We start from the raw sequence: 17,041 nt of genomic DNA on the forward strand, positions 1-17,041 counted from the left end.
GCCCCGCACGACCCGCACGACCCGCACGACAAAGGGAGAACACCTATGGACACCCACCGACTCGGCCGCACCGACGTCGAGATCACCCGACTGGTCTTCGGCGGCGGCCCGCTGGGCGGCCTGTTCGAACCGCTGGACGACGCCACCGCCGCCGAGGCGCTGGACACGGCCTGGGAGTCAGGCATCCGCGCCTACGACACCTCGCCGCACTACGGCATCGGCCACTCCGAGCGTCGTATCGGAGACCTGCTGCGCCGCAAGCCCCGCACCGAATTCACCTTGTCCACCAAGGTCGGCCGACTGCTCGTGCCCCAGGAGGCGCATGGCCGCACGGACGAGTCCTTCGCCGTTCCTGCCACCCACCGCCGGGTGTGGGACTTCACCCGCGACGGCATCCGCCGCAGCGTCGAGGACTCCCTCGCCCGTCTCGGCCTGGACCGGATCGACATCCTCTATCTGCACGACGCCGAACGGCACTTCGAGGAGGCGCTGCGCGACGGGTACCCCGCACTCGCCGAACTCCGTGCCGAGGGTGTGGTCGGGGCGATCGGCGCGGGCATGCACGACACCGACAAGCTCACCCGCCTGGTGCGGGAGGCGGATCCGGACGTGCTGATGCTCTCCGGTCGCCACACCCTGCTGGACCACAGCGCCCTGGACGGGCTGTTGCCGGCCTGCACCGAGCGTGGGGTGTCGGTGGTGGCCGCCTCCGTCTTCAACTCCGGCCTCCTGGCCACCGACCGGCCGGCCGTGGGAGCCCGCTACGACTACGGCCTCGCAACTCCCGCTCTGCAGGCGCGTGTTCACCGCATCGCCGACGTCTGCGAGGCACACGGAGTGACCGTCCCGCAGGCCGCCATGGCCTTCCCTCTGCTCCACCCCGCGGTCGCCGCCATCGCGGTCGGCATGCGTACCGCGCAGGAGGTACGTCGCAACGTCGCCGCGTTCGACGTGCCCGTCCCGCCGGAGCTGTGGACCGAACTGTGTGATGAGGGCCTGCTGGAGGAACACGCCCTGCAGGCCGCGACTGAATGACTCGCGGCCTGGTGGCCGGGGCTGGTTTCCCGTCGGCCGGTGCGTGAGCCCCAACTCGCTGATCTTGCCGAGTGCTCGACCGTGTGCGGTCCTCGTACCCGGGCCCCGTGCGGGGGTCGTCTATGCGAGCGTGCAGACGAGTCCGATGGTGATGAGCGTGCTCGCCAGGCTGATCATGATGTAGCGCAGGCGCAGCGCGGGGCCCTGCGGGGGCGGGGTGTCGAGGGGGCACTGGCACAGCGCCTCACACGGCGTGTGCGGCGGGCGGGGTGTGTCGATCCAGTACGCGTCGGCGAGCCGAGCGTACGCCGAGGGTGTTGCACCGTTGGGTCCCATGCTCTTGCCAACGCGATCGCCTTGGCGCGGGCCACGGCCGGTCAACGAGAACGTGCCCGATCCACGCATCCGGTCGGTATCGGTTCCGCGGAGGTTTGAGGGTGTTGGATCGTTCGCGGCGCTGCCCCTCCGAGGCCTCCTGATAGGCGGCTTCTGAGAATGAGGGCGAGGGAGGGCAGGAGCAGCACGGCGACAACTATCACGGCGGAGGCTCCTCCCGGCTGGCTGCGCCGGCCGGGTGCCCTGGCCCGGGGGAGTCACGAGGCTTGATGTGTGAAGACCCTGTGAGTATGGGGCCTGTTGCGCTGCTGTCGAGTGCGGGTTCCGGGGTTGTGCTTGTGGGTGGTGGTTTGGCTGGTGGTGTGGGGGATAGCCGCTGGGGTGCGGCCCTGGGGCGGTCGTATGCGGGCCGACCCCGTGGCTTGTCCTCGTGTGTCTGGTAGTTGGGGCTGCCCGGCACACAGCGGTGGCCCCGCTCCTCCTCGGGGGCGGGGCCACCGCCGGCTTTGGCGGGGAGTGGTGGCGGCAGCAGCCGATCGGATGAGCAACAGTTGGCTGTGGGGCCGGGTGTTACGGGCGGTAGGGCTGTCTGGCCCCTTGTCGGAACGGGTGTTGCGGTTCGAGGATGGAGATGCGGAGCCGTCTCTCGGGTCAGGAGGCGGTCCAGGGGCATCGCTTGGGCAGTCAGGCGGTAGGGCGCATCGCCATGCAGGAGAGGCGATGGCCGAGCTGCCGGCCGGGCTGCCTGGCTCTCGTGGAACGGTCGGCGCTTTCCCTCCTCCACCCGGAATCCAGCGGCGTTGGAAAAGGGGGCGCACCTGTTGGTTGAGGCCGACGGATTCTGCCTCCTCATGATGCGAGGGTAGTGGCGTTCCGGAATTCTTTCGGAAAGTTGGCACGTTTTCGCCGTGAATCCGGATTCGGCCGTTTACTTGGCGTCCGCGCTTCTCGGTTGGATATGGCCGGCCATCTGGTCAGCGCCTGGACTGCGGGCCGTGCCTCAGGCCGGGATTTCGCACGCTCCGACGCCGATGTGCAGCGGGCCTTCGCCCCCGCACCGCACGCCGGTGATCTGCCCGAGGACTCGTAGCGGACGCAGCGAGTTCGGCGGGCGTGTGGTACCTGGTACTGAACTTGGGCAGCGCGGTGGCTGTCGCCAGAATGGGCGCACCGAACAACAGGCTGGGCTGGTGGCGATCGCCAGGAGCAACAACCCGCCCAGCGTGCCGCCTCGATGGAGACGGCCGGCCGACACGTCGGTGAGTGTCGGAGAGTTCGATGGCCAGTCCATCGGCCGGGGCGGACGATGACGGCTCATCGTCCGCCGCGTACCCGGTCCGCCAGCCCGCCCGGTCCGAGCGGCCCCGTCTGAGCCTCGGGCGGACAACCGGTGCCGCGCTGGAAATGATGGCGTGCCAGGCGCGTGATGACCGGAGGCAGCAGCCCGCGTCCCGTCTGGGCGAGTCGTACCCACCGCGGGACGTAGACGGCCGTCTTCCGGTTCTCGATCGCGTCGGCGAGCCGGCAGGCCAGCGTCCGGGTCGCCCTTGCGCCTGGCGAGCGGCGGCAGCATGGAACGCACCGCGTGGAGAGCGGGGGCGGTGTCAGAGGCGCGAATCATGTCCGTGTCCACCCAGTTCAGGTAGGCGACGCCGACCGCTGTGCCACGGTGGGCGGTTTCGGCCCGCAGCGCGTGCGCGAAGGCTTCCGCGCCGGACTTGGAGGCACAGTAGGCGCTCATCATCGGGACCGCGCCGATGGCCGCGAGTGACGCGATCTGGAGGTAGTAGCCGCGGGTGTCCAGCAGGTCCGGCAGAAAGGTGTGGGCTGTCAGCGCGCTGCCGACCAGATTCACTTCGATGACCCTTTGCCACTCCGGTGGGTCGACCGTGCTGTAGAGGCCTGCCTGCGCGATTCCCGCGTTGGCCACGACGACGGACGGGCGCCCCAGGGAGGAACGAACTGACCGGGCGGCCGCCTGCAAGGCTTCGGCGTCGGTGACGTCCACCTCCAACGCCAGCGAAGCGGTGGGGAGTTCGGCCGCCACTTCGATCAAAGAGGCCCGCTCATGCCCCAGGAGAGCGACGCGAACGCCGCGGCCTGCGAGTTCCCGTGCCAGGGCGGCGCCCACGCCGCGTGCGGCTCCGGTCACCACGGCGGTACGGCCGTCGAGCACGCTGCGGCTCATGGCGTCCACCTCCTCGTGCACGGCTTGTCCCGCTCGGAGTGCGACAAGTCACCCGTGCTTGTGGCCCCGGCGGTCCCGCCGGGCGAGCACACGCTGGACCGCGGCGAGGGCGGTCGGTGCGGTGCGGTGGAGGGCGGCGTGTGCCGCGTTGGCCCCGGGCGCGCCGTGGACACCTCCGCCAGGATGTGCGCCGGCCGACGCGAGGAAGAGGCCGGGCACGGGTGTCTCCGCACGGCCGGTTCCCGGGGTCGGCCGAAAGACGAGCTGCTGGTGCAGGGCGGAGGTACCGCCGTTGATGGCTCCCGCCTGGAGGTTGCGATCGAGGGACTGCAGAGTGGGCGGCGCCAGGATGCGGCGGGCCCGCACCCGGGCGCGGAAGCCGGGAGCGAAGCGTTCCACCTGTCGTTCGACGCGATCGGCCATGACCTCTTGTTCCTGCGGGTCCCAGGCCCCGGTGAGCTTCTCGTCTCCGGCGTCACCTCGAACGTGCTGGGGGATGTGCGTGTAGGCCCAGGCCGACTCGGTGCCCTGGGGCGAGCGGCTGGCATCGGAGGTCGTCATCTGGCCGAACAGCAGGAACGGCCGGTCCGGCACCTGCCCCATGGCGATCTGAGCCGCGAACCGGGTGAGCTCGTCCACACCATCGGCCAGGTGCACGGTGCCGGCCCCCGCGGCTTCCTCGGTCTGCCAGGGGGCCGGGGCGTCAAGTGCCCAGTCGACCTTGAAGGTGCTGAAGTCCCACTCGAACCGCTTGAGATCGTCCAGGAGTTGCGGCGGCAGGTGCTCCGGGGCCACCAGGTGCCCGTACAGCGCCGGAACGGATACGTCCGCGATGACGGCACGTACGGCCCGGACCGCTTCCCCGTCCGTGGTCCGTACGCCGACGGCGCGGCCGTCTCGTACCAGGACCTCCTCCGCGGCGCGGCCGCACTGCACGGTGCCGCCCTGCGCTTCCAGGCGCGCTAGCAGTGCCTTTGTCAGTTCGCCGGAGCCGCCGACCGGGACGGGAAATCCGTAGGTCTGGCCGAGCATGGCCATGAGCCAGCCGAACCCGCCGCTGCCCGCCGCCTCGGGCGCCAGGTCTGCGTGCAGGGCGTTGCCGGCGATCAGGAGGCGGCCTCCTTCGCCCGCGAACTCCTCCGCTCCCAGGCGGCGGGCCGGCAAGGCCAGGGAGCGGGCCAGGCGCAGTCCGCCGGCCGTACGCAGCCGCAGGGCAAGCCGCGCGCCCGACCGCACCGGCGGGAACGGGGTGAACAGCGCTCCGAGAAGGTCCGGACGGACGCCTTCCCACACGTCGTGCAGATGGCGCCAGGCGTCGCCGTCGCCCGGTGCGAAGTGGTTGAGGGAGGCGGCTGTGACGTCGAGATCGCGGTCGAGGACGGCGCACCGGCCGTCCGTCAGGGGGTGGGCCAGCACGTGCGGTGCGTGGCTCCAGCGCAGGCCGTGTTCGTGCAGGCGCAGCCCGCGCATGATCGGGGATGCCGCGGCCAGCGGATAGAACGAGCTGAAGAGGTCGTTGACGAAGTCCGGGTCGACACCGCGGTCGTGCCGGACGGCGCCCCCGGCCTGCGGCTGCTCCTCCAGCACCGTGACGCTCCATCCCGCGTCCGCGAGCAGGTTGGCCGCCACGAGTCCGTTGGGCCCGGCGCCTATCACCACGGCGTCAGACATGTCGCTCGCCAGCTTGTGCGCGGTCCTGCGGCTGGGTCTCGGTGCGGGCCTGCTCGGCTTCGCAGACGCGGGCCAGGCGGGCGAGCATGGAGCGGTGCCGCAGTTGGATCACGGCTTCCACTCCCACGTTGTGCAGGGCGCCCGCGGCGCCGTGCAGAGGGTGCTCGTCGACCGTGACCAGACAGTGCTCGCCCCACGGCCGTAGGTCCAGAGAGATCCGCGCCGTGCCGAGAGGGCCTGCTTTGGCCTCCAGTTCGAGCAGGGTTCCCTGCTCGCAGTGGCGGACGACCGTTTCGTTGGTCAGACGCGCCGGCCCCAGGGAAATGCGGTACTCGAGAATGGCGCCGACCTCCGGCCATGTGCCGCTGACCGGCCGGGACGAGGAGGTTCCCACGACCCAGTCCGCGTACCGGTTTCCGTCGCAGAGCACGTCCCACACTGTGGAAGTGCTCGCTTTGATCATGCGGTGACGTCGGGCCATGGGGTCCCCTGTGGGCGTGGTTGCGTGACGGTGGCCTTGCGCCGGGTGCCCAGGTTCAGGCGTTTCAACGGCCCGGTGCTCGGTTGTGGCGGGCGTGTGCCGCTGGCCTCGCTCAGGGGGATCGTCCGTTCGGGGTTGCGGAGCCGGCTGATCAGCGGCCGAGGGCCTTGGCCAGTTGCTGCTTGTTCATCGACGAGCGTCCTTCGATGTTCCGCTTCTTGGCCTCTGCGTACAGCTGGTCCTTCGTGGGCCCTTGGGAACCGCTGTGGGACCGCTCGCCGCCGCGCTGCGAGGCGGACTTCTTGTCCTGGGTGGATGTCTTGCTCGCCTGCTTGGACTCGCCGGAGCGGGCCCGCTCCTTGTTCACCGTGCGTGCCGCGATCTCCTTGGCACGGCTCTCGGAGGCGCCGCGCTTCTTCGCGCTGTCCTTGACGTGCTCGTACTGGCGCTCGCGCTTCTTGCTGGAACCTTGCGGCATGACGTTCTCCTTCCAGTCCGGCTCGCGGTCCGTCAGTTCGCTGGTCTTCTCTCTGATCTCTGATCTCTGAGCCGGACTGCCGGTGTCAGTTCGTCCTCGGGTTCGGGATCGAGGCGGACTCGATGCAGTCGGAACCGTCAGGCGTGAGACTCGCGCGTGATGTGCAGGGGGTCCGGCGGGCCGTTCAGTACCCCGCGCACCTGGGGCCCGCCGGATTGCCGCAGTCGTACTGCAGCGGGGAAGCGGCCCCCGGGTACCCGCTGCGCGCCTCTCAATCCGGCGAATGTGCCACGCAGCCGGTCGCGGTTACGTGCCCACGTGTGCCCGGCCCGATGGGGTGAGGCGCCGCACACTGGGCGGCCCGTCTTCTCGGCTGCCCGAAAAGCGGTGTCTGTTCGCCCGGGCCCCGGTGATTTGGACGGCGGCCGCCGGGTACACGGGGCGCTCGCACCGGCCCGTCTGCGTGGTTCCCCGCGTCTGGCCCGGGGCCAGGCCGTGGGCCGTGTGAGATCGAGTGAAGGACCCAGACGGGTCCAGCCGTCGGCGTCGCGTCGACGACGTAGTGAGGAGCAGGGCATGACCGACTTCGGGTACTTCCTGGCGAGCGAGGAGTTCACGCCCGCCGAACTGCTGGAGCAGGCACGCGCCGCGGAGCAGGCGGGCTTCACCTGCCTGGCCCTGTCGGACCACTACCATCCGTGGACGGGCGACCAGGGGCAGAGTCCTTTCGTGTGGTCGATGATCGGCGCGCTCGCACAGGTCTCCTCACTGCCTGTGACGACCTTCGTCACCTGCCCCACCGTCCGGATGCACCCGGCGGTCAACGCCCAGGCCGTCGCCACCTCGGGCGTGCTCACCGGCAACCGCTTCCGGTTCGGTGTCGGCAGTGGTGAGGCGCTCAACGAGCACATCCTCGGGGACGCCTGGCCGGCCGTCGACGTACGCCTGGAGATGCTGGAGGAGGCGGTCCACGTCATCCGGAGCCTGCAGACCGGCGACGAGGTCACCCACCGCGGCAAGCACTACACCGTGGAGAACGCCCGCCTGTACACGGTGCCCGAGGAGCCTGTTCCCATCTACGTCTCGGGATTCGGGCCCAAGGCCGCCGCGCTGGCCGGCCGGATCGGGGACGGATTCGTCACGATGACGCCGGATTCCGATCTGGTGGGTCAGTTCAGGCGCGCGGGCGGCGGCCAGAAGCCCGTCCTCGGCGGGGTGAAGGTCTGTTGGGGCGCCGACAAAGAGGAGGCGGTGAAGACCGCCCACCGGCTGTGGCCCACCCAGTTCCTGCCGGGCGAACTCGGCCAGGTGCTGCCGAACCCGGCCCATTTCGAACAGGCGTCGACGCTCGTGACCGAGGAGACCGTCGCCGACGGCATGGTCTGCGGCAACGACGCCGACGAGCACGCCAAGGCGATGCAGGCGTACGTCGACGCGGGATTCGACGAGGTGTACGTCGGTCAGATCGGCCCCGATCAGCAGGGCTTCTTCGACTTCTACCGCAGCAGCATCCTTCCGCGACTGACCGGGCCGTGAACCGGTGCGCGCCGCGCCGCCGGTCGTGAACTGCCGTAGCGGCAGCGGTTCCTGGACAAAGGTGGGGGCCCAGGAACGTAGACGAGCCGCACATGAGGGGTAATCCGGGGGACTGCCGAGGGCTGTGACGGGTACGCAACGCGGACGCGGATTCCGCTCACCTGTCACCGACGAACCATGGGAGACAAACATGGACCTCGCGTTCCTCACCCCGCTCACCGACCGCTCCGGCCCCTGGGCCAGCGTCTACATCGACACATCCCGCCACTCGGCCTCCACCGCGCAGGAGCGGTCGGTGGAGGCTGCCGGAGTGCAGCGCTCACTGGCCGCCGTCGGCGCCGACGAGCCGACCTGCCGCGCCGTCCGGGCGGCGGTCGACGACCTGCAGCACACGTCGGAACCCATGGGCCGCGCCCTGTTCGCCGCGCAGGGAGAGGTGGCGCTGGATCTGCCGCTGAGCACGGCGCCGGTGCCGTCGGCCGGCTGGGGAGCATTGCCCCGCACGACGCCACTGCTCGATCTGGTCGGCGAGGACCCGCTGTGTCTGGTCGCCCACGTCGACCGCAAGGGGGCCGACCTCGAACTGCACTCCGCGCGCGGGGACATGACCGTCGGTACCGTGTCGGGGCGGCAGTGGCCCGTCCACCGCACGGCGACCGCCGACTGGTCGGAGCGGCACTTCCAACTCCGAGTGGAGAACACCTGGGAACACAACGCGGGGGAGATCGCCGAGGCGGTGGCCGACCGCCAGGCGGAGACACAGGCCGAACTGGTCGTCCTCGTCGGCGACGACCGGGAGTGCGCGTCGGTCAAGGACAAACTGCCCGGCCCGCTGCGCGACCGCACCATGCGGGCACGACACGGTGCCGGAAGCCGGTTGCTGGGTGTCGAGCTGGAGCAGGCGCGCGCCCAGCACGTCGCCCGCCGCGTCTCCCACGAGATGGAACGGTACGCCGAGGCGTTCGGCCGTCAGGAAGGCGCGGTCGCGGGAGTGCCCGGCCTCGTGGACGCGGCGCGCGAACACCGCGTCGAGGAGCTCCTGGTGAGGCCGGAAGGACCCGACCCGCACCGCGAGGTGTGGGTGGGACAGTCACCGGACCAGGTGGCCGTACGACGCACCGATGCCATTGCCCTGGGCGCGAAGGACCCGGTGTCCGCACGCGCCGACGACGCGCTGATGCGTTGCGCCGCCGCGAGCGGGGCCGCCGCCCTGTCCGTGAGCGCGGCCACCCCGGACTCCGGTCCGGCGGGCGGACTTGGCGCGCTGCTGCGGTGGACGGAACCTGCGACTGACGTAGCCGGCTCCTGAAGGAGAGCCCTCTATCCCATGGGATCAGCGCCTATGGGGCCCATCGGCCGGGCCGGTCGGGGCTGCGGGCCGCAGTCGGGCCGTCGGCGGGGCCAAGTAGGGTTCGTCTCCTCGTGGTTGTGTGCGCCGGGTGTGCTTGAAGGCGCAAGGGGAAAGATGCGTTGTCCCGCGCCCGTTCTGCCTGCGCAGACAATCGTTGAGGCATTGGCTGCGGAGGGACGAGGGTGGAGCTGCGGGACATCGAGATTAGGCCGACCTCCTCGCCCTGTTCCGCAAGCGGCACCCTGACATCGAACTGCGCATCAGGGAGATGAACTTCACCGACCCGTTCGGCCCGCTGCGCGACGGTTCGGTCGAGGTCGCGTCGGCCTGGCTGCCCGTCCGGGAACCCGGCCTCACTGTCGGGCCCCTGATCGACACGGAGCCTCTGCTGCTCATGGTGGCCACCGACCACCCCTTGGCCCAACGGGACACCGTAAGGATGGAGGGTCTCGCGGACTGGGCCCTGCCCTACTCAGGGCCGCCCACTCCCGAGTGCTGGCTGCAGACGCTCGTGCCCACCCACACGCCCAGCGGGCGCCCTATCCGGCGCGGCCCGAAAGTCACTACCTTCCAGGAAGTGGCCGCCGGCCACGCCGTCAGCCTCGTCCACGGGGATGCCGCTCGCTACTACCGCTGGCCGGGCCTGCGCTTCCTGCGCCCCGACGACCTCCCACGGGACAGTGGGCCCTGATCTGGCCGACCGCAGCCGAGACGGACCTCATCCGCGCTCTGGCGCGCGCGGCACGGGACACCGGCCCGCGCACGGGCTGAGACCGCAACGTCGCCTCGCGGGGCCGTTGAGGCCCTGGGGGAACTCTGTGGATCTCTGCCCGGCTGTGGTGACTCAGCCGACCGCAGGGTCAGGTCAGGACCAGCCAGCGTCGGCCGTCGAGGAGTTCCCGCGCCGCATCGAGGTGGCCGGCATGGCAGGCGGTCTCGGTGATGACATGGAGCAGGACGTCGCGATGGGTGTGGAGATGTGGTTCGCCGAAGAGGTGGTGGGGCCACCAGGCCAGGGGCGCGTCCACGGGGGTGGCATTGATGACGGTGTCCGCGAGGCTGGTCTGCGTGCGGTATCGGTCGAGGACCTCGGCGGCTGGAACCTCTGGCCCCACCTGCCATGCGTCATCGTCGTTGCTCAGGGACTCGATGACGTCCTCGTCGCCGCGCACGACCGCGTGGAACCAGAACTGCTCGACGTCGAGGGCGAGATGCTGGACCAGGCCGAGGCAGTCCCATCCGGAGGGCAGCACGGGTTGGCGCAGGGCATCCGCATCGAGACCGTCGAGTATGCCGAGAACGTGGCGGCGCTGTTCGTGCAGGACCGACAGGAGTGTCTGGATCTCGGGGGAGGGTGACGTGGTCACTGGGCGATCTCCCAGATGTGGCCGCCGGGATCACGGAAGCTGGCGGTCCTGATGCCCCAGGGCCGGTCCATGGGGCCGCTGAGCAGGGTGACACCGCGGGCGGCCAGTTCCTTGCACATCGCGTCCACATCGTCGACGGGGAGCGTGAGTTGGAGACGGACTCCGGCGTCAGGCTGGGCGACGCGAGCGGGTGCGATGAGATCAGGTGCTGCGGTGGTCCTGAGCAGGTTGATGATGGTGTTGCCGAATTCGAAGACGGCCGAATTGTCGTTCTCGAAGGCCACCGGCAGTCCGAAGGCTTCCCGGTAGAACCGCTTCGTGGCGTCCAGATCCTCAGTGAAGAGAGTGATCGCGCTGATGCCTGTGGGCCATGAGGGGATGCCTGCCGTGTCTGTCACAGCTACAGGACTATCCACGAGCGGACGAGCCACGTACAGAGGCCGCACGGAGTGATCTTCATCGATAACTCCGCGGTTATCTGACGATGCGAAACCCGTCATTGTTGGTCCTGTGCTCTCAGGGCACGATGAGGCGCGAACGTGCCAGGCAGAAAAGCCCGCAACGGCAGGTCAAGGCGCAGTGCGGTCCGGAGGCGGTGCCTCAGGAAGGGACGCGCCGCCGGGTCTGATGACGGCCTTGCTGTCTGTGCGGGCGTCGATCCAGCTTGGGACTGCGTGTCATGCGGGGGGAACGGGGGCCTTCTCGTGCGCAGCGCGCGACGGTCAATCATGGGTGTGATCTGCGGAGCTGCAGCAGGTGCGATCCTGCTGGCCGGATGCTCCGGTGACTCAACGGACGGCACGGGTTACAGCCGTCCGGTGCGGGACGAGGCATCCGCCGCCCCCGCAGCCAATGCCTACGACCCGCCGCGCAAGTTCACCGGCGGCGGGGTGCGGCTGTCCGCCACGGAGGCCGAGCAGACGGAGACGACGCTGTGGAGGACGAAGGCGTTCGTCCTGACCGAGACCAGCCTGAGCGCTTACGACACCCGGGGCAGCGGCGTCCCGGCGTGGTCCGTGAGAAAGCCCGTGGGCATGTCGACCGGCGTGGACGAGCGCGCCCGCGTATGGGAGAGCACCCAGCCGTCTGTGGTCAAGCAGGGTGGACGGACTCTGGTGCTGTTCGCCTTCCAGCAGTACACCGAGGGCACGGGCACCGCCAAAGGCAGATCTACGGTGAGTCTGTGGGCCGTGGACGCCGACAGCGGCAAAGTGGCCTGGACCGTCGCCGTCCCGACGCCCAAGGGAATGAGCTTCAACGCGGACTCCAGCCCGTCCGTGGTCGGGGTCGAAGACGGCATCGCCGTGCTGACCGCCCGCACCACCCCCGACTACGACGACGTGTACGACGACCCACGCGACAAGGGCGTCATCCTGGACGCACGGACCGGCAAGGACGATGGCACCTTCTCCGCCGGACATCTGACGCACGTGAACGAGTACGGCGGCCTGGACATGGACTTGACTGTCTACGAGGCTGCTGGCTGACACGATCCCTGGCATCCGGCGAGGGTGACCGGGCACGCCCCCAGAGGGATGCACGGTGAGGCAGGCCGAGGGGGAACCGCGTGAGGAGTCGTCGCGCCAGAACGACGCGCATGCTCTGGAGTGTCGGCGCCGCCGTGGCCCTGTCGCTGCTGACGGCCGGATGCAGCCCGCCGGAACTCCAACTGGTGGCCGTGGGCAAAGGCCCGCAGGGCGACGTGCGGGCCCTGCTGCGACCCTGCTCCAACGCCACACACATGGAGGAAGTCAGCATCCTGCACGTCGCCGATGAGACGGACCGCGGGGATCCAGAAGTCCTGGGCGACTGGTCGGCCCGCCCACCGCGGTCGGTCACGGGGGAACAGGAGATCAGCCTCTACCAGCCGCCCAAGAACTGGCACGGCGTGGAACAGAAGCCCAGGAAGCTGTCCGCGGCCGGGTTCTACTCGGTGGAATTCGTGATCGGACGGAAAGACAAGCAGTCCATCGTCGTCAAGTACCAGGGAATCGGCCGCTTCGAGGCCGCCGATGTCGAGGGCCTTGCTCCCGGACAGTGGGGGGCCGATGGCAAAGTCATGAGCCGTGCCCAGTTCCGGGAGCACGCCGACGACGTGTGCTGACCTTCATGTCTCCGCCGGTCAGCGGCCGGTCGGCCGGGCGGGCTGAGCCCGTTGATTCCACCGCGCGGCGGGCGGAGCACCCCCGGCGCCCGGAAGGCGCGCCACCTGTAAGGGCCGGGTCGGCCCCGTGGCCGGAAGTCAGGCGGAGAGCGGGGAGAGGGCTGCCCCGGCCAACTGCCCGTATGCTCGGCGCACCGCCGGGACCAGGAGGGCGGCGGCCTTTGGGTCGGTCTGCTCCCCGGCCAGGCGCAGGATGCCCCCGCTGCGGCGGTCTGTCGGTACGTGTTCGCCGCGCGCTGTGACCAGCGCGTGGAAGTGCGGGTGGTTCTCGCCGAAGACCATCAGATACGTGGCGGGTGCCCCGGTCACCTCCGTCACGGCGGCCACCAGATCGCGGGCCCGGCGGGCGAACGTCGCGAGTTCCGCCTCGTCGAGCCCGGTGATGCGCTCGGCGTGGCGGCGCACCCGCAGCACGAACCAGCCGGGCACGTCGTAGCCGGGCACCGTCTGCGCCGACCACAGGGCATCGCGGAACACGACGGCACTCTCTGCTGCTTGTTCCAGGCCGCACATGAAGCAGTCGCTGGCGCTGTTGGACGCGCTCAAGCGATTCTCCTCGACGAAGGGTGGGGTGGTGTGGCGGGATTCAGGCCGCCCCGGTGAGCACCAGCATCGGATCGGGCTGGGGGTCTTCAGGCCCAGGACCGGCAGGTCAGATCCTCCACGGCGCTGCCGGAGCGGCGGGCGGCCAGCATCGCCTCGGGGTCGAAGGCCGGACCGACGGCGTCCTCGCTGTACTCGGGGCCGCGCATGTAGCCGGTGGCGTCGTCCGGGTCGGCGAAGTTGTCGATCTGCATCTCGACGAAGCTGCCGTCAGGGGTCCCGGTAGTACATCGACGTGGTGACGCCGTGGGCGATGCACACCGCGGGGGTGACGCCCTTGTCGCGCAGCATCTCGTAGCGGGCGAGGAGATCGTCGAGGTGGTCGAAGGTGTAGGCGACGTGATGTGCCGCGCCGTCGTGGGTGTCTTATGCGCTCAGCGGGACCGGCGGGGTGAGCAAGGCGACGCGGTGGTGCTCTCGTCGTAGGTGATGAAGCACAGGCTGTCGTTCTGGAACACCACGTGGCCGGCCAGAACGGTGCAGTACCAGTCGCGCATCTCGGTGGGGTTGCTGGTCTGGAACACGACGTGGGCGAACTTCGGTGTGGCGGTCATCCGATTCTCCTCGATCGAATTCTGACGGGCGTGCGCCCGCGGTGGAGCGCCGGGCGGTCTGCGCGCGGTGTCGGTCACCGGCCGGCCGGGCGGAAGGGCGGCCCGGTCGCCGGGGCGCTCCGGAGGTCAGGCCTGTGTGATGAAGCGCTGGCGGAGTCTTCGCCGATGCCCTCGATGGTGCTGACCAGTCTCGTCGCCGGGGCGAGCCAGCGCTGTGGGTCGCGGCCCAGTCCGACCCCGGCCGGTGTCCCGCTGAAGACGACGTCTCCGGGCAGCAGCGGGATCACCGCGGACAGCCGGGCGATGAGTTGGGGAACGGAGAAGAGATCAGGTCAGCCGGTGCGGCTTCTGCATCTCTTCTCCGTCCATCGGTGCAGCGCAGCCCCAGGTCGTCGCGGTTGTCGAACGCACGGGGTGACCAGCCACGGCCCGGTCGGGGCGAACTCGAACGACTCGCCCAGCGCTGAACTGGGGCGAGGCCTTCCAGTTGCGTGATGCGCTCGGAGATGTCCTCGACTCCATCGGTCAGCCCGGCCACGTGGTCCCAGGCACCGTCGGCCACGACGTGGTGGGCGCGGGTGCCGATGACGGCGCACGAGTTCGATCTCCCAGTCGGTGTGACCGCCGGGCGGCAGGACCACCTCGGTGATCGGTCCGGTGATGCTGGTGGCGAACTCTGGTGAAGACCGGCGGCATGGTGTCGGGCAACGCGAATCCCGACTCGGAGGCGTGGTCGCGGTAGCTGAGGCCGGCGGCGACGATCTGCCGTGGCGCGGGCGCCGGCGCGCCGAGGTCCGCGGGGTCGAACGGGCTGCCCTCGGGCAGCCGGGCCCCGGCCGCCCATGCCCGGAACTCCTCCCAGCGGTCGTAGACGGCCTGCGGGTCCGCGGCGAAGCGGCCGTCACTGGCCCGCTCGACGTCGACGGCACGATCGTCCACGACGAGGACCAGTCGGCCGGAGAGGTTGGCGATACGCACGGGACTGCTCCTGTGTTCCTTGGGGAGTGCCGACCGGGTCGTTCCTGTCGGCGATGGCGTGTCGCGCGGAGCGCGAGGCGGGAGGCGCTCGTCGGGCGAGGCCTCGAGGCGCGTCGCGGCACCGATCACAGTAGGGCGCTATAGGCGTGATAACAGCAAGGTGTCGGGCCGAGGAATCTCCTCCGGACCGCACGGGTGGGTGAGGCCCGCTCAGGAACCGGCGGTACGGCGGCGCAGCAGCGGAGCGATCCGGTACGGCACCAGGCGGCGCATGACGAGTGCCGTGCTGGTGCGCTCAACCCGGGGATGCCGAGGATGCGTCCGCCACGCGGTACAGGTCGTCGGCGTCGGCCGCCACGACGTGCACCAGCAGGTCACACTCGCCGGACAGCCCGTCCACTTGCACCACCTCGGGGATCGCGGACAGGGCCCGTGCCACCTCGTCGAGTCGGCACTGGCCACCTGTGTGGTGACGAACGCGGCGAGCGGATAGCCGAGCGCCGCCGGGTCGACTCGCCGCTCGAACGAGCGTCCACGGCGCCGCTGCGGTCCAGCGCCGTCGCCGGGCCTGCACGGTGTTGCGGCTGAGCCCGTCTGGCCTCGGCGATGAGCCACCGTCGTGGACCGGGATGCGCGGTGAGTGCCAGCAAGAGGCGGGCGTCGGTCGGGTCGATCCGTTCGAGTTGGGCACGGTGCGCACCTTCCGGGGCTGAGCAGCCGGGTGACTGGGCATTCTGCGTGATTTCTCGTGGGTTCTGTGTGCCGCCGTGGCCGGTGGTCTCTCGGCCGCAGCCGATGCGGAGCGCCCGTCGGCGTGATACTTCCCTGTTTCACAGCTGGTCCCGCATCCGTCCGCTGATGTGCCGAGCGCGAGGAGACCGTTCCGTCAGCGACCACCGCACCAGCCGCCTTCGGGCGGATCTACGGACGCCGCCCTCGGCTTGCCGCACGAGATCGTGAGGACCGCGTGTTGTGGCTGTCGAGCGCGATCGTCCACCACGCCAACCGGGTGCGCGTACCCGTCGGGACTGAAGGTCGGCGGCCACCAGGCGTCGTGCGCGTCGATGGTGTCGATCATGACGGCGCTGTGGTTCCGTCATCTGCGTCCCGAGGACCGCGTCTCGGTCAAACCGCACGCCTCGCCGGTGCTGCACGCCCTCAACCACCTGCTCGGCGAGCTGGACGCCTCCCGGCTGTCCACCTGCGCGCCTTCGGCGGTCTGCAGAGCTATCCGAGCCGCTCGAAGCGACCCCGATCCGGTCGACTACTCCACCGGCTCGGTGGGCATCGGCGCCACGGCGACGATCTGGGAGCGCTCGCCCGCCGGTACGCGCTCGGCGGCGCTCCCGCCGGCCGGCAGTACGCGCTGGTGGGCGACGCGGAACTGGACGAGGGAGCCGTGTGGGAGGCGGTGCTCGACCCGCAGGTCGCCGAACTGGGCGAAACCTTCGTCTGGATCGTGGACCTCAACCGCCAGTCCTGGACCGTGTCGTGCCGAACATCGCGGCGGGCCGCCTGCACGGCACGTTCGCCGCGGCCGGCTGGCAGGCGCTCACCTCAAGTACGGCACTCTGCTGAGAACTGTTCGCGCGCCCCGGCGGACAGGAACTGCGGATCGCATCGACGCCATGTCCAACTCCCGAGTACCAGCGCTCGCTGCGCTGCCCGCCGCCGACCTGCGCGACCGACTGCCGGCACCGGGCCGGTGCCCCGGCGATCGCCGAACTGCTCGCGGACACGGACGACTCGACCTCGGATGGCCGCCGTCACGCTTCTCTCGGCGGTCACGCTCGCCGCCACTCTGACGGCGCCCTGTCCGAGGTCGAGCGACGACCGGCCCACGGTGATCTTCGCGTACACGGTCAAGGGGCACGGCCTGCCCACCGAGGGGCATCCGCAGAACCACTCCTCCCGCTGACGCTGGAACAGATGGGCGACCATCGCCGACCGGGTCGGCGCGGACCTCGCCCGCCCCTGGCAGGGCGCTCGCGCTGCGGACCTGCGTGGCCGCCCGCCTCTGTGCGGAGACCGGGGCACGGCTGCGCCGATCGGACCGTTCCCGAGACGCACGCGGCGATCCCGGCGGACATCGGCCGGACGCCGACAGTGGTGCGGCGACGACGCACGGCGGCCCTGGGCCGGGTCCTGCTCGAGTTCTGACCCTGGCCAGCGCCCCGAGGTCGCGGGCCGGGTGGTGACCGTGAGTCCCGACGTCAGCTCCTCCACGAACCTGGGCGGGTGGGTCAGCAAGGTCGGCGTGTCGGTCGCCGCGAGCGTGTGGACTGGTTCGCCGACGACA

Annotated in this window: 21 protein-coding genes and 1 pseudogene; 7 read left to right on the forward strand and 15 right to left on the reverse strand. The window is 70.3% G+C overall.

Annotation, left to right across the window (positions count from 1 at the left end; genetic code table 11):
* The first annotated feature begins 45 nt into the window (after nucleotides 1–45).
* Complete coding sequence (locus tag RBJ77_RS33675) at nucleotides 46–1,035, forward strand: aldo/keto reductase (protein WP_372348445.1); 990 nt, start codon at nucleotides 46–48, stop codon at nucleotides 1,033–1,035.
* A 120-nt stretch (nucleotides 1,036–1,155) separates the two neighbouring features.
* On the opposite strand, the gene RBJ77_RS33680 is transcribed toward RBJ77_RS33675, so the two are convergent.
* The 5 genes and pseudogenes from RBJ77_RS33680 to RBJ77_RS33700 all read right to left on the reverse strand — a co-directional run bounded on the left by RBJ77_RS33680 (nucleotide 1,156) and on the right by RBJ77_RS33700 (nucleotide 6,189).
* Nucleotides 1,156–1,371 carry a hypothetical protein gene (locus RBJ77_RS33680; protein WP_372348446.1) on the reverse strand — a complete coding sequence of 72 codons (216 nt, stop codon included), beginning with the start codon at nucleotides 1,369–1,371 and terminating at the stop codon, nucleotides 1,156–1,158.
* Between the two features lie 1,314 nt (nucleotides 1,372–2,685).
* Nucleotides 2,686–3,559 (reverse strand): annotated as a pseudogene (locus tag RBJ77_RS33685) (SDR family oxidoreductase).
* Between the two features lie 48 nt (nucleotides 3,560–3,607).
* Complete coding sequence (locus RBJ77_RS33690) at nucleotides 3,608–5,230, reverse strand: phytoene desaturase family protein (protein WP_372348447.1); 1,623 nt, start codon at nucleotides 5,228–5,230, stop codon at nucleotides 3,608–3,610.
* Complete coding sequence (locus tag RBJ77_RS33695) at nucleotides 5,223–5,711, reverse strand: SRPBCC family protein (protein WP_372348448.1); 489 nt, start codon at nucleotides 5,709–5,711, stop codon at nucleotides 5,223–5,225. The genes RBJ77_RS33690 and RBJ77_RS33695 overlap by 8 nt, the downstream gene beginning before the upstream one ends.
* Before the next feature lie 151 nt (nucleotides 5,712–5,862).
* Entirely contained in the window at nucleotides 5,863–6,189 is a 327-nt protein-coding gene (locus RBJ77_RS33700; RefSeq protein ID WP_372348449.1) for a plasmid stabilization protein, read from the reverse strand.
* A gap of 576 nt (nucleotides 6,190–6,765) precedes the next feature.
* Here RBJ77_RS33700 and RBJ77_RS33705 point away from each other — a divergent pair.
* The 3 genes from RBJ77_RS33705 to RBJ77_RS33715 all read left to right on the forward strand — a co-directional run bounded on the left by RBJ77_RS33705 (nucleotide 6,766) and on the right by RBJ77_RS33715 (nucleotide 9,767).
* Nucleotides 6,766–7,725, forward strand: coding sequence for a TIGR03557 family F420-dependent LLM class oxidoreductase (locus RBJ77_RS33705; protein WP_372348450.1), 960 nt, complete (start codon nucleotides 6,766–6,768; stop codon nucleotides 7,723–7,725).
* 190 nt (nucleotides 7,726–7,915) lie between these two features.
* The gene (locus RBJ77_RS33710; RefSeq protein WP_372348451.1) at nucleotides 7,916–9,034 is read left to right on the forward strand and encodes a Vms1/Ankzf1 family peptidyl-tRNA hydrolase; all 1,119 of its coding nucleotides are present in this window, start codon (nucleotides 7,916–7,918) and stop codon (nucleotides 9,032–9,034) included.
* 310 nt (nucleotides 9,035–9,344) lie between these two features.
* The gene (locus tag RBJ77_RS33715) at nucleotides 9,345–9,767 is read left to right on the forward strand and encodes a LysR substrate-binding domain-containing protein (RefSeq protein ID WP_372348452.1); all 423 of its coding nucleotides are present in this window, start codon (nucleotides 9,345–9,347) and stop codon (nucleotides 9,765–9,767) included.
* Nucleotides 9,768–9,936: 169 nt separating this feature from the next.
* On the opposite strand, the gene RBJ77_RS33720 is transcribed toward RBJ77_RS33715, so the two are convergent.
* Both RBJ77_RS33720 and RBJ77_RS33725 read right to left on the reverse strand, forming a co-directional pair.
* Nucleotides 9,937–10,443: a DUF664 domain-containing protein gene (locus RBJ77_RS33720; protein ID WP_372348453.1), complete on the reverse strand. Its 507-nt coding sequence runs from the start codon at nucleotides 10,441–10,443 to the stop codon at nucleotides 9,937–9,939.
* Entirely contained in the window at nucleotides 10,440–10,841 is a 402-nt protein-coding gene (locus tag RBJ77_RS33725) for a VOC family protein (RefSeq protein WP_372348454.1), read from the reverse strand. Before RBJ77_RS33725 ends, RBJ77_RS33720 begins: the two co-directional genes overlap by 4 nt.
* Before the next feature lie 420 nt (nucleotides 10,842–11,261).
* On the opposite strand from RBJ77_RS33725, the gene RBJ77_RS33730 reads away from it, so the two are divergent.
* Both RBJ77_RS33730 and RBJ77_RS33735 read left to right on the forward strand, forming a co-directional pair.
* Nucleotides 11,262–11,930 (forward strand): hypothetical protein, encoded by a 669-nt coding sequence (locus RBJ77_RS33730; RefSeq protein WP_372348455.1) that lies wholly within the window; start codon nucleotides 11,262–11,264, stop codon nucleotides 11,928–11,930.
* 134 nt (nucleotides 11,931–12,064) lie between these two features.
* Nucleotides 12,065–12,547, forward strand: coding sequence for a hypothetical protein (locus tag RBJ77_RS33735; protein ID WP_372348456.1), 483 nt, complete (start codon nucleotides 12,065–12,067; stop codon nucleotides 12,545–12,547).
* 138 nt (nucleotides 12,548–12,685) lie between these two features.
* Here RBJ77_RS33735 and RBJ77_RS33740 read toward each other — a convergent pair whose 3' ends face one another.
* The 8 genes from RBJ77_RS33740 to RBJ77_RS33775 form a co-directional block, all read right to left on the reverse strand.
* Nucleotides 12,686–13,153 carry a hypothetical protein gene (locus RBJ77_RS33740; RefSeq protein WP_372348457.1) on the reverse strand — a complete coding sequence of 156 codons (468 nt, stop codon included), beginning with the start codon at nucleotides 13,151–13,153 and terminating at the stop codon, nucleotides 12,686–12,688.
* Between the two features lie 86 nt (nucleotides 13,154–13,239).
* Nucleotides 13,240–13,404 carry a hypothetical protein gene (locus tag RBJ77_RS33745; RefSeq protein WP_372348458.1) on the reverse strand — a complete coding sequence of 55 codons (165 nt, stop codon included), beginning with the start codon at nucleotides 13,402–13,404 and terminating at the stop codon, nucleotides 13,240–13,242.
* Between the two features lie 16 nt (nucleotides 13,405–13,420).
* Complete coding sequence (locus RBJ77_RS33750; RefSeq protein WP_372348618.1) at nucleotides 13,421–13,501, reverse strand: hypothetical protein; 81 nt, start codon at nucleotides 13,499–13,501, stop codon at nucleotides 13,421–13,423.
* A gap of 83 nt (nucleotides 13,502–13,584) precedes the next feature.
* Entirely contained in the window at nucleotides 13,585–13,764 is a 180-nt protein-coding gene (locus tag RBJ77_RS33755; protein ID WP_372348459.1) for a hypothetical protein, read from the reverse strand.
* A gap of 74 nt (nucleotides 13,765–13,838) precedes the next feature.
* Nucleotides 13,839–14,051, reverse strand: a complete 213-nt coding sequence (locus tag RBJ77_RS33760) for a fumarylacetoacetate hydrolase family protein (protein WP_372348460.1) — start codon at nucleotides 14,049–14,051, stop codon at nucleotides 13,839–13,841.
* A gap of 238 nt (nucleotides 14,052–14,289) precedes the next feature.
* Complete coding sequence (locus tag RBJ77_RS33765; RefSeq protein ID WP_372348461.1) at nucleotides 14,290–14,742, reverse strand: hypothetical protein; 453 nt, start codon at nucleotides 14,740–14,742, stop codon at nucleotides 14,290–14,292.
* A gap of 295 nt (nucleotides 14,743–15,037) precedes the next feature.
* Nucleotides 15,038–15,142, reverse strand: coding sequence for a hypothetical protein (locus tag RBJ77_RS33770; protein WP_372348462.1), 105 nt, complete (start codon nucleotides 15,140–15,142; stop codon nucleotides 15,038–15,040).
* A gap of 486 nt (nucleotides 15,143–15,628) precedes the next feature.
* Nucleotides 15,629–15,820 (reverse strand): hypothetical protein, encoded by a 192-nt coding sequence (locus tag RBJ77_RS33775; protein ID WP_372348463.1) that lies wholly within the window; start codon nucleotides 15,818–15,820, stop codon nucleotides 15,629–15,631.
* A gap of 678 nt (nucleotides 15,821–16,498) precedes the next feature.
* Here RBJ77_RS33775 and RBJ77_RS33780 point away from each other — a divergent pair.
* Nucleotides 16,499–16,660, forward strand: a complete 162-nt coding sequence (locus tag RBJ77_RS33780) for a hypothetical protein (RefSeq protein WP_372348464.1) — start codon at nucleotides 16,499–16,501, stop codon at nucleotides 16,658–16,660.
* Nucleotides 16,661–17,041: the final 381 nt, after the last annotated feature.

Source organism: Streptomyces sp. KL116D (assembly GCF_030766975.1).
Lineage (GTDB): Bacteria > Actinomycetota > Actinomycetes > Streptomycetales > Streptomycetaceae > Streptomyces > Streptomyces longispororuber_A.